This window comes from Pseudomonas sp. GW460-LB5 (assembly GCF_059423245.1).
In genome coordinates this window covers 10600-24961 of the sequence record NZ_JBWKXT010000044.1, presented here as the reverse complement: position 1 = coordinate 24961, position 14362 = coordinate 10600, and the positions used below count along the sequence as shown (strand labels likewise).

Here is a 14362-nt window from a genome sequence, read left to right as displayed (position 1 = left end):
GCGTCCTTAGTGATCGTGGCTTGCGCCAGACTTTTCGATGTCTTGGCGTATCAGGAAACTTTGCTCGGCCACGTAGTTCGTGCCGGGCTTGAGTCCGCTAGTCACTTCGGCGTATTCACCATCACGCTCGCCAAGTTCGAGCATTCGGACTTCGTATGTCTCGCCAACCTGTGCGAAAACCACGGTGAAGTCGCGGAATCGCTGCAACCCGGACTCTTTTACCGCCAGCGGTACGTTGCGCGTGCCTACTGTGACCTCGGCCGCCACGGTCATGCCGGGGCGCCAGCGCCCCTCCGGGTTCGGGATGCTGACGCGGGCAATGACGCTCTGGCCGCTGCCAGCCACCGGCAACAATCGCTGGATCTTTCCGCTGGCTTCGGTCTTCCCGGTGGCTGACCGGATTCGTACCGGCTGCCCTGGCTGTAGGGCTTCGGCATCGGTGCCGATGGCGCGCAGGTCGATCCATACGTAGGACGGGTCAGCCAGCTCGAACAGCGCACCTGCTTCGGCCACATCACCGACGTTCGTGTTGCGTGCGAGTACCACGCCGTCGAATGGTGCGGTAATCGGGTAGGTGCGCATGCTGTCGTTGCCCTCAACGATGGCCAGTGTCTGGCCGCGGCGGACTCGTTCGCCCTGCTGCACGTTCACTGATCGCACGATGCCAGGAAAGCGTGCGCGAACCGCTGCGTGTCTGTCGGCATCCAGAACAACGGTTCCCATCAGCCGCACAACGTCTCGGATGACCGCCGGCCCCGCTGATTCGGTTTTGATGCCGGCATCCTTGGCGATACCAGCCGGAATGCTTACGCGGCCCTCATAGGATTCATAAGACCAAGTGGACCTCTTTCCGGCGTGTTCGGCGGACACGGCGACATCGAAAGAATGCGGCTCGGTCACTTCACCGCTGCCGACCAGATAGTTGCCTTCTGGCCTGAACGTGAATTGGTTGACCTCGCCATCCAAACGGGAGAGCTTGATCGTTGCGGCAACATCAGCGGGGGCGACTGGCTTGCCGTCACGATAGGCGTAGAGCCTGTAATGTGGGGGGGCGTTGGTTTCGTAGATGGTGACTTCCAAAGCGAAGTCTCCATCGCGGAGTAGCCGGCCATTGTTTGGGCCGCGCTCATAGCTTCCGCTGGCTTGGGCGCTGGCCGCCTCTTTGGGCTTGTCGCCGCCAGGGCTGCATGCAGCGGCAAACACACAAAGTAGCAACAGGGAAAGAATGCGAATCATGGTGCGGTGTCCTCAACGGTGGCGGTGAGGCGTTCCACCTCGACCAGCAGAAGGTGATAGCGAGTGGCGGCTTCCACAGCGCGCGCGCGCAGATCGAATAGCGTTCGCTGCGCTTGAGCCAACGACAAATAGGAGAATCGGCCCTGCTCGAAACCGCGACGAGTCGTTGCCAAAGCGCTTTCAGCCATAGGCAGCATTCGTGCGCGTAGCGAGTCAGCCTCTGTCCGTGCGTGCGTGAGTTCCTGATATTTGTCGAACAGCGCCTGGTGGCGCTCGAAGCGCTCGGCGTCACGCCGCGCTTCAAGCGCAGCAAGCTCCGCATTGGCCTGGGACACCGCGTATCCAGAGCGCGTCGGGCTGCCCAGCGGCACCGAGATCGACATCACTACGCCGTGATCCTTGTAGTCTTCCAAACGCCGCACGCCCAAGCTGACGTCGATGTTGGGTTTGGCTTCGGCCTCCGCGAGCCGGCGGCGGGCGCCGATGGTGTCGGCCTGCAAACGCGAAGCCCACAGTTCCGGCGTCATGGGCAAACGGGCAGCCAGCGTCTCGAATGGCGCCACGGTCGGCAAGGTTTGGAGGTCACCGACGACCTCGCCGAAGTCGGGGATCGTTGCCCCCCAGCTCGCGGCCAAAGTCATCTTGGCGCTTGCCAATTCGTGTTCAGCACTCTCACGATTCAGTTGGGCCTCCGCGACCGCAATTTCGGCGGCCTGCAAATCTGAATCAGGATTGCGTGCGGCTTTGACCCATGCGGCGACCTCTTGCCGCGTGCGCTCCGCTTGCTTGATGCGTTCCTCGGCATAGGTCAATCGCTGTTGCCTGGCGAGCACTTCAATGAAGCGGGCCGTAGTTGAACTAGCCAAGTCAATCCGTGTTTTGGTGGCTTGGTGCTCTTGTTCTCTCAGCTCGGCTTGTCCCAGCGTTTGGCGAGCCTCGCGCTTGCCGCCGAGTTCTATGACCCGACCGATGCGCAATGTCGTTTCGGCCGAGCGGATACCTCGCAGGTTGCCGTTCCCAGCGACGTTCTCAACCTCGCCGCCAATGGTGTAAGGCGGTGGCAGGGCTTCGCGCTGTGTGCGCGCTCGAACGGCCTGGAGCTGCGCCGTTTCGGCGGCGATGGATGGGTGGGCGGCCAGTGCGCGGGAGACAGCCTCCTCCAATCGCAGGGGTTCGGCGGCCAGGGCGGTGGATGTACCGCAGGCTCCGACAAACACCAAGGCTACTAAGCGGATCAAATTCATGAAAATCCTCACGACGACGACAGGTGGCGAGCAAACGATTCCGCGTCACGGCTGCTCGCACACGCCTTAGTGGAATCGTCATAAACCGATCATCAATCGGTTTTTCAGGCAAAAAAACACAGCACGCGCGCATATGGACTTACCTCGTCATCACAGTGATGAGAGATTCGGTCACGGAATGCAGCCAGCCGGTAGATAGGCTGCAAAACGCCAGAACAAGAATGCCTAGCATCGGCCCCAGGTATGAGACAGACGTGTGCTTGGACGACAGCAACGCCTCGACACGCTCAGGGACGAAATCGGAAAAGAACGCCATAGCCAACGGCATCTGTTCCTTGGCGTGTTGCCGAAATATCTTTTCTACTGCAACGATGGTTTCGGCTACGGCGACAGGGCATCCCACTTCGTTTGCAGCAGCGAAATCACAACGCTGTTCCAAGGCGAGTTCCAGATCGCGCAACAGCCGGCGACGAGTGCCCGGCAACTGGATGCTCGACAACACGACAGCGATCAGGCGATGCAGCACATCTCGATTGGCGATATGAGCCTGTTCGTGCGCCAGCACCACGCGCAATTGCGTTGGGTCGAGTCGCCGCATCAACGAGGTTGAAAGCAGGATGTGGCCATTCCCGACGCCACAGGCCAGCGCCATAGGCTGATCGACATCAAGCACGCGAAGTTTGTCTGGATACCCCGGACGCCAGCTCAGGCGCACCATCGAGGCAAGGGTTCGACGAGCACGCCAAAGGCCCACTACGGCCCGTAATGCCAGCCAAACCGCGTATCCCGCCAACAATGCCAATGCTCCCCATAGCCAGGCACTTTGCCCATTGCCGCTCGGGTGCCAAACGCACAGGTGCAGGAGCGTGTCAGCGTGCGCAGAGCAGGCAGCGGCAAATCTGGCCGAATCATCAAACATCGACGGCATGGCGATAGTCATGGCCGTATAGGCAATACCCGCCAATGCGGGTGTTACCAGCATCCACCAAGACACTCTTGCTCGCTGATAGGGGCTCTTTCCTGACAGCGCACGGCGTAATGGGCGCTCGCAGGTTCCAATCAGCAGGGTAAGCGTTACTGCCAGCACGAAGCCGGATAGCAATGCGAACTGAAGTAGTGGGCCATAACTCATCATTACGGCTGATCCAATTCAGCGCGACGACGGGCAATCAACTCCTCCAGCCTCTTGAGCTGGTCATCATCCGCCCTTGCAGCAAGATCGACAAAGGCACTCAACAACGCATCCGGCTGCGGGCCTGCGACACGACGCACCGTGGACTCGACCAGCTTCTGGATCAGTTCCCGGCGAGATACTCGTGCCGAGTATTCGTAGGCATGGCTGATCTTTTCGCGCTGGAGCATGGCCTTGCGAAACAGACGTTCCAGCGTGGATTGCACTGTGTTCAAGGAAATCGAGCGAGACTTCCCAATGCGCGCGTACACCGCCTTGGTGTCGGACGGGCCGAAGCGCCAGATGTCTTCGAGCACGGCGATTTCGAGATCGCCAAGTGTTGGTACGCTGTGGTTGGTCAATGTTGTCGGCTCCGAGCTTTGACTCGAACTCAAGAGTATCCACCACGAAAAACCGACCGTCAATCGGTTTATTGTGCAACCCCCATGCCGGGCACTGCTATCGCGGGAAGTTAACCGACGGCAGGCCCACGTTGCCGTCCTATCTCCCAGGACACGCCGCCGCCGCGCACCGTAGCGGCAAGCTGCTGGCCCAGCCGCTGCTCGACCACCGGCCTCCACGGCACAAGGCTGAACCCCATGCCGTCATCGAGCATCGCGTAGCGCCCACTGGCGAGCATGACGCTACGCCGGTAGATACCCGCCACGCGCTGCCCGTCGGCCACCGGGCGATGCTCCAAGCCGGTATCGGCGGTGATGTCCTTAGCGGCCTGCGCCAGCTCCCGATTGCGCAGCGTGCCCAGCAGATTACGCGCCAGGATCACCCGCTGGCCGCGTCGCTCGGCCAGCCCTTGTTCGGCCAGGAAGTCGGCGCGCTGCTGCATCGCCTGCTTGGCCTCGCCACCAAAGCCCAGTTCGCCCAGGCCGGTGCCGCCGCCGATCAACTGCTGGTCGAGCCACGTGGCGCCGATCACGCGGGCCTGTCGCTCGATGGGTAGGTGCGATTTCAGTTCCACGGCCACGCCGCCTAGGCGTTGCGCGTCGTACTGACGGCCCTGCTCGGGCAGGTTGTCCGGCACCTTCCATAGACCTTCGGCGACACGTTCCACGATGCCGGCTCGGCGCAGGGCTTCGAGCCGGCGGACATGGGCGGCGACGACTTCCTGCGGATCGCGGCCCGGCACGGCCTGACTCTGCGCGATGGCGAGGTGGTGGTCGGTGAGGTACAGGCCATCGCTCGCCAGCGCGGCGATGTTGCGGTCGGCCGCACGCACGTCGGCCGATCCCTTCACCTCCACCACGGCGCCGGTCGGATAGTTCGCCAGTTCGTCGCGGGCGTTGAGCGCAACATAGTGGGCCTTGCCGTCCACCCCGTCGATGACCAGATAACCCCGGTCGCGCAGCTCGTCGGCCAGCCCCTTCGCGGCCACGCGGCCGAGGATGGTTCGGCCATCGTCGCCCGGGTCGAACACCGCCAGTTCGCGCGGCTCGCCGCGCATGGCCCGCTGCATGGTGCGGATGATGTCGCCACGCTCGCCCAGGGCGCGTAGCGTCTTTTCGGCATCGGTATGGACGGCCCAGGTGCCCGGCTGCATCTCGTCGGCCAGGCCCAGGCGCTGCAAGCGTTGCAGGCGGCCGATCAGCAGCAGGCGCTGGCGTTGCAATCTCGGCTCGTTGAGGCGTTCGACATGCACCAAGCCATCGTCGCCCAACTCGCGTTTGAGCGTGCGATCCAAGCTCGTCCATCGCTCTTGTTCCACCTCGCGTTGCAAGGTCTGCTGGATCTCCAGCTCGGTGCGCGGCCCCAGCCATTCGGTCGCCAGTTCGGCGGCGCGATGGCGGAAACCATCGGCGATGTAGTCGCCCGCGATGATGAGGTCTTTGCCGGTGTCGTCGCGTCCGCGCACGACGATGTGCGTGTGCGGGTTGTCGGTGTTCCAGTGGTTGACGGCCACCCAATCGAGGCCCGTGCCCAGGTCGGCCTCCATGCGGCCCATGAGGTGCCGCGTGTAGGTGCGCAGGTCTTCCAACTCGGCGCCGTCCTCCGGCGAGAGGATGAAGCGGAAATGGTGCCGGTCGTCGGCGCAGCGTTCCTTGAAGGCGTCGAGGTCGGCGGCATCGGTCTGCGGCCCGTAGGCTTGGCCTGGCTCGCCATCGCGGCCCACGCCATCGCGCTCGATGTAGCGCAGGTGCTTGGCGAGCGATTGCGGGCTGGCCTGGCGCTGATTGACCAACAGCGTCTTGATGGTCACGCGCCGCGACATGGGCGTCAGCTTCGCCCCGGCGAAGCGCGCCGCCGTGTGGCCGCGCCCCAGACGCGAGCCGGGCCGATGCCCGGTTCCTGCGCCCTTGCCAGCTCCCCCAGGACGACGCACCGACGACTTGCCGCTACTGGCCTTGCCCGCCTGCTTGAGCACCTTGGAGACGAAGCCCTGGCCCTGGTTCTTCGGGGCGCTGGGGCGGATGCGGAAATCATCGTCGCGGCGGTCGGTCATGGCTGCGCCCCCTGCAAGCTCTGGCATGTCCGGTCGTGCGAAGCACGCGGACATGCCTGCATTGGCGTGGGCCTCGCGCCCCAAGCGGCACGGCGGCGAAGCCGCTCCGTGCCGCGCCAACCCCATGTGCAGACAGGCTTTCGACGCGGCCCGGTGCCGCGTCCTTTTGTCTTGCCTTCCGCCTTTGCCCCTCGCTGTCGCTCCGGGCGTCGGCGGCCCGGCGGCGCTGCGCTGCTTGCAGCCAGCCCGCCGGCGAACGCGCCAATGGCCGCAGGCCGGGCGCGTTCGAGGCAAGACGCCTGCACGCTGGACGGCTGCGCCGAATGTTGCGCGAAGCGCGGCGCGAATGCGCCCGCGCTGCACGCGCGACGACACGGCGGCGGCAGCCGGAACGGCATTCCCGATGGCACGATGAGAGGCACGGCAACGTGCAGTGAATCGGCGGCCATCATGGGCGTGTCTCCAGCCAGACCGGGTGCGCGACGCCGATCACGGCGGATGCGCTGACCGGGCCGAAATAGCGGCTGTCGAACGACGCCGGATTGGTCACGCTCAACAGGAACAGCTCGCCCGGTTCGAGACGGCGGCAAAGCTGCAAGGATGGCAGTGGCCGGCCCAGCCGGTCGGCAGGCAGCGCGGCGGCCGCAGGCACGCCGTCGATGCGTACCTGCCCGGCGACGATGCAAACGTGTTGCGGCGCGACTGCGCCCACACGTTTGAGCAGCGGAACGCGGGTCGGCAGGTAGCCGCGCTGCGCAGCCAGCATGGCGGCCCTGTCGGGCAGCGGCACCAGCACGATGCTGTCCACGGACAACGGACGTGGCAGCGAGGCGGTGCGCGGGTCGAACGGTTCGATGCGATACCAGCCGACCGCCACGCTGTCGGACGGGTTGTAGGTCAGACGCGGAAGCGGCGACACGAAAGCCGCCCAGGCCAGCGCAGCGAGGCCGCAGGCGGTCAGACCCGCGAGCACGATACGAGCGCGCAGGTGCGAGCGAGGACGCGGCGGGGCGGACGAAGCGGAAACGGTCGTCATGGCAGCACCTTTCCGGCGAGCCAAGCGGCGTGCCGCTCGGCGGTGTATTCGGGCAGCCGCAAGCGCGCCGCGAGCCGGTTGCCCAGCGTGCGCCAGTACGCGGGCGAGACGGCAGACGGGGCGATGCCCAGCGCCTCGATGCCGTCGATGCGTTCCAGCACGGCGCGCACGGCGTTCTCGCCCTCGGCGTGAAGCAGCAGGCGTGCGCCTGGCTGCACGCCAGGGATGCGCTGTACGGCATCGAGCGGCGTGGCGGCTTGCATAACCATGAGCTGCCAGCGGATCGTGCCGTAGTCGTTGGCCTGCCAGCGGATGCGGCACAGAACCGCGTTCGGCAAGAACACCGCGCAGCGCCGCCAGCGGTCAAGCTGGAGCGTGCGCGCCGGTTCGCCGAAGCGCAGGTAGAGCTTGAAGCGCGGTTCGATGTAGGCCAGCGAAACGCGCGTTAACGGCACGTTGCCGGCCAAGCCGGCGGGTGCCGAAGGCGCGTGCAGCAGCGCAGCCGTGGGGGCGTTCGCCGCAGGCAAAGCGGATGCGTTCATGGCGTGTTCTCCGGGGGAAACTCCCGCTCCAGCAGGCCGCGCAGCAGTTCGGCTACGGTCACGCCCTGGCCGAAGGCGGCGATCTTGATGCGTGCGCGCAGCGCGGGCGTCACGTCGAGCGTCAGGCGGGCCGTGTAAAGGTCGCCTTTGTTGAGCGCATCGGCATCCCCCTGGCGAATCCACACCTCGGCGTGCGGATTCGCGGGTGGACGCGCACCGATGCCGACGCGCTTGCTGGCACGCGAACCGTTGCGGGTGGTGCTGTCGCTGCTCATGCCGGCCACCGCAGCAGTTCATCGACCAGCGCAGCGATCTCGCGTGCGGCGGCGCTGTCTGGCGCGGTTTCGCGGGCGAGCCGGCCAGCGGCCACGCTGTCGGCAAAGACGATCCTTTGCCGAACCTCGGCGCGCAGCGCTGGCAGCGGCTGTTCCGCCAGCGATTGCCGCGCTTCGCGGCCGATGATGGTGGTGCTGACGCGCCGGTTGATGACGAAGGCCGCGCGCAGCGCAGGCCGGAAGACTTGTGCCTCGCGGATCAGCGCCACCATCTCGGCGCTGGCCCAAAGGTCATACGGGCTGGGCTGCACGGGAATCAGCACACGCTCTGCCGCCAGTAGCGCGGAGCGCGCCAGAGCGGCGATGCGCGGCGGGCCGTCGATGATGACGTGATCGGCCCGCCTGGCGAGTTCTGGTGCCTCTTGGTGCAGTGTCTCGCGGGCGAGGCCCACGGCGCTGAACAACCGGGGCAAGCCCTGCTGGCTTCTACGCTGCGTCCAGTCCAGCGAGGAACCCTGCGGGTCGGCGTCCAGCAGGACGACATGCTGGCCGCGCAGCGCGAGTTCGCCGGCGATGTGCGTGGCGAGCGTGGTCTTACCGACGCCGCCTTTCTGATTGAGCAAGGCAACGATCATGACGCGGCCTCCCATGTTGGAAAGCCGGACTTCGCCTGCCGTGCAAAACGCTGTTCGCTGTGCCGTTTCGTGGTTGTCCACCGCAACGGCGCGCTTCTACTAAAAGTTAGAGATTTATAGTTAGGTAAGTTAGAGGGGCCGCAAACCCGCGCCGTTACTGGCTTTGCGGCGTTTTCGTACTCCTGATAGCACGATAGGCGTACTCCCGATAGCACGATACCCGGTACTCCTGATAGCACGAGGCCGTCCACAGGCTTTACCGCAGTTATCCCCGTGCCGTATGCAGCACGGGCCGGAAGGTCAGCAGTTCCAATCCTTCTTCCGGCATCGCCTCGATGCCGAGGACGTAGCCGGGCAGCGACTGCCGCGCCACCAGGACGCGCAGGTCGTAGGCGAAGTCCGAGAAGCGCGCCGCGCTGCCGGACTTGCGGTGCAGGTGCCGGAAGTCGAACTGCCAGCCGTGTTCCTGCCGCCCGCCGTGCTTGCGCACGAGGCGGTACAGCCACCGCTCGATGCCGCCCTTCAAGCGGAAATAGGCCGGGTCGATGGTCAACACCAGGGCGGCGTCGAGCACGCCCGCGTAGAACCAATCTGGCAGGATTAATTCGATGCCCAGCGGCACGCCGCTGGCGTCGGCCAGCTCGCGCCATTCGTTCACCCAGGAAAAGCGGTGCAAGCGCCGGCCGATGGTTTCGCGGATGGACGTGGCAACGCTGGTCGATTGCAGGCGATCCAGCGCAGCTTTCAGGCGCAGGTAGTCGTTGAGGGATGTTCCTCGTCCAATGAAGCGCAGGATCTCGTAGGGCGTGGCGCGTATCCAGCGCGACGGGCGAATGCCCGCGTCGCGCGCCTCCACGATCTGCGAGGCGGCCCATATCAACACGTCGGCATCCCATATCGTGGCGATGCCGTGCTCGGCCGTGCCTTCCACGCGGATGGTGATGTTCCCGCTGCGGAAGTCGATCGGCGCTGTGCGCCGCGACTTCGCCAGCGAGAAGAACGGAAAGGCCATGAGGTCTTGACTGTCGCGCGGCGCCATGTCGCCGGGCAGTGCGCGGAACAGGTCGAGCTGTTCGCGCTGCTGCAATCGCTGCCCCGACGGCAGCGATGGGCTGGACATGACGATGGCCACCGGCGAGCCGACGATCAGCGGCCATCACGGTAGTCGCCCGCGTGACGCTCGGCATATTCCGGGTCGGACGTGGCCTCGTAGCTGCGCTGGTCGGCCCAGGCATCGAGGTCGGCCACCGCGTACATGACGCGGCGGCCGAACTTGCGGAACTTGGGGCCGCCACCGATCACGCGCTGCTTCTCCAGCGTGCGAGGACTAAGGCGCAGGTACTCGGCGGCCTCGTCGTTGGTCAGGTAGCGTTGGGGCTGCGCTGGCGCAGCGACAGCAGCGGCGGCAGACCGCAAGGGAGCAGGTCGCATGGGATGTACCTCCATCAAGCCCAGCCACACCACGCGGCCGGATAGAGGCACTTTCAAGAAAGCTAGGCTTCCTGTTCAGGGACGTTTTGCAGGGGATGCGGCGCGTCCCTGTGCAACAGACGGAAGCTGTGCCAGGCGGCGATAGCCGCCGCGCATCAGCGCATCGCCCCGGCGCACCAGCCGGCGAACGCGGGCACGCAAGGCGCTGTCCGCGTGCCAGTCGTCCGCGACCGCATCGGCGCCGAACAGCCCTTCGGCCACGTCGCGCAAGGACGCGCCCGCCAGGGTGCCGTCGAGCGCCTGGAGCGTGTTCAACTCCAGCAATGTGGCGAGTGTCGGTCGTGGCCGTGCCATTCCCGCGAGTAAGGCGTCGCCAGCGGTGGCCAGCTTGTCCAGCTCGGCCGCCAGCGCCTGATAGCGGACGCAAGGTGTGGTGCAGGCGCGGATGGCATAGGCGTAGGCCATGCCATCGGCCAGGCCGGGAGCGATCACCAGCCGCAGGCAGCAGCCCGGCCAGCGTGCCAGCACCACCAAGCGCTTGCCATCGTGGATCAGATGCTTCTGGCCGGGAATGCGCCAGAACGCGAAGGCCGCCGCATCGGGCGGCGGGTCGGCGTCCGGGTAGAGCTGCACGACGGCATCATGGTCAGGGAACCAGGTCGGGTGCGCGTCGCGCGCATCCAGGGCAGGATCTTCCAGCAGGCGCAGTCCCCAGCGTCCGGCGGCCTCTGGCTGTCGGCGACGGCGCAGCCAGTCGCGGCGGTAGTCGGGGTGGCGGCGCAGGTATTCCCACGCCAGCGCGGGGCCGTCGAGGTGCAGCGTGTAGAGATACGCGGCGGTTGGATACCAGTGTTCGGCGCTCGGGTCAGCCATGACGCAACCTCCTGTCATTCAGCAGGAACGTCGCCACGGATTCCGCCATGCGGGAGCTATCGAGTCGCCATCAAGTCGTCATCGCGATCGGGGTAAGCTGTAACTGCTGGTGTCAAGACTGATTCGCTCCAGGGCATTGCGGAAATCGTCTGAATGCGACGGCTGCGCCGCCACGAAAATGGTGCGCAGCATGGAGCACCGTGCAGCAGCCCGCGCCAAAGATCATGACTGTTTCCAGCAGAAGCGCACCGCTTCGGTGCAAGAGTGTGGATTTAGACCTTCCGGGTCTTGGGTAAGACTGAAATAGTCAGAATGCGCTGTCGTTGGCTGGGGTTGGTCAGTCGGTGATCGAGCCGTTTTCCTCGGCCAGCCGCAGGTACTCCGACAGCAGCCGCGCCGGCTGGAAGTAGCGATCGCGCATCACAGGTTGCTTGTGCGGCCCGACGATGGACGCCAGATCGGACAGCTTCACATGGCCCAGGCAGGGCATGCCTATTCCCAAGTCGATCAGCCCCCATGCCGTATCGCCATCGACCGGATCGAGCGCGGCCAGCAGCCAGGTGGCGTGCGCGTCAGGAGTGAACAGCCGTACCGTCGGCATCGGGTCGATGCTCCGACCAGCGGTGCGTGCCTCGCCGACGGCGAGCAGTTGCGCCCGCTGTTCAGCGGTGACGAGCGGCTGTGTCATGACTCGAATCCCCACGCACCCGAGCATGCACGGATACGATTTTCCACCGAAGCGCGGAACCGCTGAAGCGGATGCGTGCTTTGGCGAGAAAGCACGAAGGCACAAGCCATCGAATCCGTATATGCACGGAAACGCAGAAGCGGAATTGTGGCGGTCAGGAAAGGCACGGACGCGACTCCCGATTCCGGCGAAATCCGCAGTTGCGGATTTCAGCAAAGACATAAAAATGCACACTATAGATTGTAGCCCTATAGGGCGCAACAGGTTGTCATTCTGGATTTTGGGGAAAGTTCAGAATGACAGCGTTCAAGCCATCGTTGCCCGATGCACTGCGGCGGATCAGAAAGGCGCGTGGTCTGAGCCAGGAGGCGTTCTCGGATGTGTCCAGCCGGACTTACCTCAGCTCTCTGGAGCGAGGGCTGAAAAGCCCAACATTGAATAAAATTGAAGATGTTTGTGCCGTGCTGGATGTTCACCCACTCACGCTTCTGGTCCTTGCGTATGCAGGTAGTGATCCAAAAAGCGTCCACGAACTAATGGATCACATTGCTCGGGAAGTCTCATCATTTTCCGATCCTCAGAATAAATAAAAGGAGGTGAGTCGTGTTCAAAATTACCGGACTGGATAAGCTTCAGAAAAACCTGAAAGATGCGCAGCGCGCCTTGAGCGAGTTGGACGGCGAACTGGGAGTCGTAAACTTTGATCCAAATGATCCCGCCAGCATTGAGGGCGCAATTCAATCGGTCAATCGAATGATCGACGAGCGCTTAGGGGAATATTCTTCGAACCCTATCGTTGGCCCTCTCGCAGAACAAATGAAGGAAAAGTATCGGGAGAGTATTCTTGAAAAAGCGGCCGAAGCTAGATTGAAGTCGGACGGGGATGAGTGATGGCTAAAGACTTATTCTCGGAAATAAACAATGCAGTTCTAGACTTGCAGTCCTCACAGCTTCAAACGTACGAAAGACCTCTCAAAAAATTGGCTCAACTGCTACGACATCCCGACCTTGAGCCATACAACGCCGAGCTCACGGAAGGTCTCGACGTTGAGGCGTTCATCGCTGAAAGTGAAAAGACCGGGGGCAGCATGGTTGGAAGCGCCCAGCTTGCTTGGCCAGATGAGCCCAAACAGGCGCTGGGGTTGACGTTGCTTTTAATCGAAAAGCTGGCGGCAGATCCCGGCTACGCTACCAACTTCGGACACCATTTTTTCTATTCCGGAAAAAAGGTCATTGCTGGAATCCACGCACTTACTGGTCAGCTAATCATTCCCTTTGTGCGAGATTACAAGAGTTATATCCAGGCCAAGGGGAGCACGGATGCCATGTTAAAAGCTCAATTTTCGCGTAAGGTCTTTATTGTTCATGGTCACGATGATGGTGCTCGTGAAACAGTGGCACGATTTCTTGAGCGAATCGGGCTTGAAGCCATCATCTTGCACGAACAGGCTAACCAAGGACGAACGATTATCGAAAAAGTGGTTGCTCACAGTGACGTTGGTTTCGCAGTAGTTCTGCTTACGCCAGACGATGAGGGCTGCGTAAAAGGAGGAACGCCTGAGCCCAGAGCCCGTCAGAATGTGCTTTTGGAGTTGGGGTACTTCATTGGTCGCCTGGGCAGAGACAAGGTATGTGCTCTCAAACGCGGGGCGGTGGAAATTCCAAGCGATTTCGCCGGTGTCGTTTGGGAGACGATGGATAGCGGCGGGGGCTGGAAACAGGCACTTGCGCGTGAGCTTGAAGCTGCCGGTCATAGCATCGACTGGAATAAGGTCATGCGTGCATAGAGTTGCGCCCCGCCGCAATGGGCGGGGCGCGGTGGGCGGCCGTCAGGCCGCCTTGGGCTTGCTGCGCGACCAGATCAGGTCGTGCGTGCCGTCCTCGTTCTCGATCAGGCGGGCATAGACCGTCGCCGGGAACGAAGGGTCATCGAGCGAAACCGACAGGTACGGACGATCGGCCTGGCTGGTCTTCTTCCACGCCGCGCCGATCTCGTGGCCGGCCGCCTGAAGGTGGAAGTCGGGGGCGTTCTCGGTGTCGCCCTTGTCGTTGGGAACCAGCTTGACCTTGACGTTGAGCGTCAGGGTGCGAAGCGTGCCGGTGAAGCCGTCTTTCTCTGCGGTGAAGGTGCCGATGTTAGCCATGATGTTTCTCCTTTCGGGTTGAACAAGGTCGCGCCAGTGCGTCCTTGTTGTGATCCGGCCGGCGGGGGATGGGCTGGCCGCACCGCGCAGCGGTCGCAACACCGTGGAGAACCTGGAAGCGAAAACAATTTTTGCCGCGAGGAATGCGCGCAGCGCAGGGGAAATTGTTTTCGCTGGAAGGTTGCGGCCATGAAGCCCAAGGCGCAGCCGTTCCCTCGCCAGGATTCACGACAAGCCAAGGACGCACCGGCCGCCCGCTCCCGAATGGAGACGTGGCCAACTCGGCATCCCCGCGTGACGGCTGCACTGGCTTGTGCTCTGACGCGGGCAAGGTCAATCTCCCAACGACAGGCGAGAACGCCCCCGCCGCCGCTTGCGGCGACGTACTTGAGGCGTGGCGTGGAAGTTCCATAGGCAAGGCCGGGCGGCGTGTCGGTGAACCGCCCTTCGTGACGTAGAGGCGCGAACCGCCAGCGTCGAGGACGGCACGCCTTGGCACAACCTGCCGCAGCAAGCCGGGGCGTAGCCCCACAAGCTCCGCCCATTGCGGCGGGGAGCCATCGAAACCTTGCCCGCGCCAGCGGGCACCGATCGCCGTACCGCGCGCAATACACTTGCGCGCGCGCCCGCGG

At 63.7% G+C, this 14362-nt stretch carries 17 protein-coding genes; 3 read left to right on the top strand and 14 right to left on the bottom strand.

What is annotated here, in order from left to right:
* Positions 1-6 precede the first annotated feature (6 nt).
* The 13 genes from AC07XM_RS22730 to AC07XM_RS22670 all read right to left on the bottom strand — a co-directional run bounded on the left by AC07XM_RS22730 (position 7) and on the right by AC07XM_RS22670 (position 11586).
* Positions 7-1236: an efflux RND transporter periplasmic adaptor subunit gene (locus tag AC07XM_RS22730; RefSeq protein WP_003104017.1), complete on the bottom strand. Its 1230-nt coding sequence runs from the start codon at positions 1234-1236 to the stop codon at positions 7-9.
* Positions 1233-2480, bottom strand: a complete 1248-nt coding sequence (locus tag AC07XM_RS22725; protein WP_010791843.1) for a TolC family protein — start codon at positions 2478-2480, stop codon at positions 1233-1235. The genes AC07XM_RS22730 and AC07XM_RS22725 overlap by 4 nt, the downstream gene beginning before the upstream one ends.
* 139 nt (positions 2481-2619) lie before the next feature.
* Positions 2620-3615 carry a M56 family metallopeptidase gene (locus AC07XM_RS22720; RefSeq protein WP_020750593.1) on the bottom strand — a complete coding sequence of 332 codons (996 nt, stop codon included), beginning with the start codon at positions 3613-3615 and terminating at the stop codon, positions 2620-2622.
* Positions 3615-4013, bottom strand: coding sequence for a BlaI/MecI/CopY family transcriptional regulator (locus AC07XM_RS22715; protein WP_003104024.1), 399 nt, complete (start codon positions 4011-4013; stop codon positions 3615-3617). The genes AC07XM_RS22720 and AC07XM_RS22715 overlap by 1 nt, the downstream gene beginning before the upstream one ends.
* A 110-nt stretch (positions 4014-4123) precedes the next feature.
* A complete protein-coding gene (locus AC07XM_RS22710; protein ID WP_003104027.1) occupies positions 4124-6106 on the bottom strand; it encodes a relaxase/mobilization nuclease domain-containing protein in 1983 nt (660 codons plus the stop codon).
* Positions 6107-6554: 448 nt separating this feature from the next.
* Entirely contained in the window at positions 6555-7142 is a 588-nt protein-coding gene (locus tag AC07XM_RS22705) for a S26 family signal peptidase (RefSeq protein WP_102689876.1), read from the bottom strand.
* Positions 7139-7684 carry a DUF2840 domain-containing protein gene (locus AC07XM_RS22700; protein ID WP_021221527.1) on the bottom strand — a complete coding sequence of 182 codons (546 nt, stop codon included), beginning with the start codon at positions 7682-7684 and terminating at the stop codon, positions 7139-7141. Before AC07XM_RS22700 ends, AC07XM_RS22705 begins: the two co-directional genes overlap by 4 nt.
* Positions 7681-7959, bottom strand: coding sequence for a hypothetical protein (locus AC07XM_RS22695; RefSeq protein ID WP_031288498.1), 279 nt, complete (start codon positions 7957-7959; stop codon positions 7681-7683). The genes AC07XM_RS22700 and AC07XM_RS22695 overlap by 4 nt, the downstream gene beginning before the upstream one ends.
* Positions 7956-8594: a ParA family partition ATPase gene (parA, locus tag AC07XM_RS22690; protein ID WP_021221525.1), complete on the bottom strand. Its 639-nt coding sequence runs from the start codon at positions 8592-8594 to the stop codon at positions 7956-7958. Before parA ends, AC07XM_RS22695 begins: the two co-directional genes overlap by 4 nt.
* Before the next feature lie 265 nt (positions 8595-8859).
* On the bottom strand, positions 8860-9714 hold the full coding sequence (locus AC07XM_RS22685) for a replication initiator protein A (RefSeq protein ID WP_102689877.1): 855 nt from the start codon (positions 9712-9714) through the stop codon (positions 8860-8862).
* 26 nt (positions 9715-9740) lie between these two features.
* Positions 9741-10025 carry a helix-turn-helix domain-containing protein gene (locus AC07XM_RS22680; RefSeq protein WP_044422143.1) on the bottom strand — a complete coding sequence of 95 codons (285 nt, stop codon included), beginning with the start codon at positions 10023-10025 and terminating at the stop codon, positions 9741-9743.
* A 75-nt stretch (positions 10026-10100) separates the two neighbouring features.
* Positions 10101-10898, bottom strand: coding sequence for a DUF2285 domain-containing protein (locus tag AC07XM_RS22675; RefSeq protein WP_102689878.1), 798 nt, complete (start codon positions 10896-10898; stop codon positions 10101-10103).
* A 337-nt stretch (positions 10899-11235) separates the two neighbouring features.
* Positions 11236-11586, bottom strand: a complete 351-nt coding sequence (locus AC07XM_RS22670) for a DUF2958 domain-containing protein (protein WP_014859394.1) — start codon at positions 11584-11586, stop codon at positions 11236-11238.
* 296 nt (positions 11587-11882) lie between these two features.
* On the opposite strand from AC07XM_RS22670, the gene AC07XM_RS22665 reads away from it, so the two are divergent.
* From AC07XM_RS22665 to AC07XM_RS22655, 3 genes are read left to right on the top strand one after another with little or no spacing between them, the layout of a single operon-like run.
* Entirely contained in the window at positions 11883-12176 is a 294-nt protein-coding gene (locus tag AC07XM_RS22665; protein ID WP_079390835.1) for a helix-turn-helix domain-containing protein, read from the top strand.
* 13 nt (positions 12177-12189) lie between these two features.
* Positions 12190-12477: a YuaX family protein gene (locus AC07XM_RS22660; RefSeq protein ID WP_014859395.1), complete on the top strand. Its 288-nt coding sequence runs from the start codon at positions 12190-12192 to the stop codon at positions 12475-12477.
* On the top strand, positions 12477-13373 hold the full coding sequence (locus tag AC07XM_RS22655; RefSeq protein ID WP_062166963.1) for a TIR domain-containing protein: 897 nt from the start codon (positions 12477-12479) through the stop codon (positions 13371-13373). Before AC07XM_RS22660 ends, AC07XM_RS22655 begins: the two co-directional genes overlap by 1 nt.
* 42 nt (positions 13374-13415) lie before the next feature.
* Here AC07XM_RS22655 and AC07XM_RS22650 read toward each other — a convergent pair whose 3' ends face one another.
* Complete coding sequence (locus AC07XM_RS22650; protein WP_014859397.1) at positions 13416-13730, bottom strand: DUF736 domain-containing protein; 315 nt, start codon at positions 13728-13730, stop codon at positions 13416-13418.
* Positions 13731-14362 lie beyond the last annotated feature (632 nt).

Coding starts and splice junctions, on each gene's coding strand:
- AC07XM_RS22655 (WP_062166963.1), top strand. CDS start 12,477: ATGGCTAAAGACTTATTCTCGGAAATAAACAATGCAGTTCTAGACTTG.
- AC07XM_RS22705 (WP_102689876.1), bottom strand. CDS start 7,142: ATGACGACCGTTTCCGCTTCGTCCGCCCCGCCGCGTCCTCGCTCGCAC.
- AC07XM_RS22720 (WP_020750593.1), bottom strand. CDS start 3,615: ATGATGAGTTATGGCCCACTACTTCAGTTCGCATTGCTATCCGGCTTC.
- AC07XM_RS22695 (WP_031288498.1), bottom strand. CDS start 7,959: ATGAGCAGCGACAGCACCACCCGCAACGGTTCGCGTGCCAGCAAGCGC.
- AC07XM_RS22670 (WP_014859394.1), bottom strand. CDS start 11,586: ATGACACAGCCGCTCGTCACCGCTGAACAGCGGGCGCAACTGCTCGCC.
- AC07XM_RS22680 (WP_044422143.1), bottom strand. CDS start 10,025: ATGCGACCTGCTCCCTTGCGGTCTGCCGCCGCTGCTGTCGCTGCGCCA.
- AC07XM_RS22700 (WP_021221527.1), bottom strand. CDS start 7,684: ATGAACGCATCCGCTTTGCCTGCGGCGAACGCCCCCACGGCTGCGCTG.
- AC07XM_RS22675 (WP_102689878.1), bottom strand. CDS start 10,898: ATGGCTGACCCGAGCGCCGAACACTGGTATCCAACCGCCGCGTATCTC.
- AC07XM_RS22710 (WP_003104027.1), bottom strand. CDS start 6,106: ATGACCGACCGCCGCGACGATGATTTCCGCATCCGCCCCAGCGCCCCG.
- AC07XM_RS22730 (WP_003104017.1), bottom strand. CDS start 1,236: ATGATTCGCATTCTTTCCCTGTTGCTACTTTGTGTGTTTGCCGCTGCA.
- AC07XM_RS22685 (WP_102689877.1), bottom strand. CDS start 9,714: ATGTCCAGCCCATCGCTGCCGTCGGGGCAGCGATTGCAGCAGCGCGAA.
- AC07XM_RS22725 (WP_010791843.1), bottom strand. CDS start 2,480: ATGAATTTGATCCGCTTAGTAGCCTTGGTGTTTGTCGGAGCCTGCGGT.
- parA (WP_021221525.1), bottom strand. CDS start 8,594: ATGATCGTTGCCTTGCTCAATCAGAAAGGCGGCGTCGGTAAGACCACG.
- AC07XM_RS22665 (WP_079390835.1), top strand. CDS start 11,883: ATGACAGCGTTCAAGCCATCGTTGCCCGATGCACTGCGGCGGATCAGA.
- AC07XM_RS22650 (WP_014859397.1), bottom strand. CDS start 13,730: ATGGCTAACATCGGCACCTTCACCGCAGAGAAAGACGGCTTCACCGGC.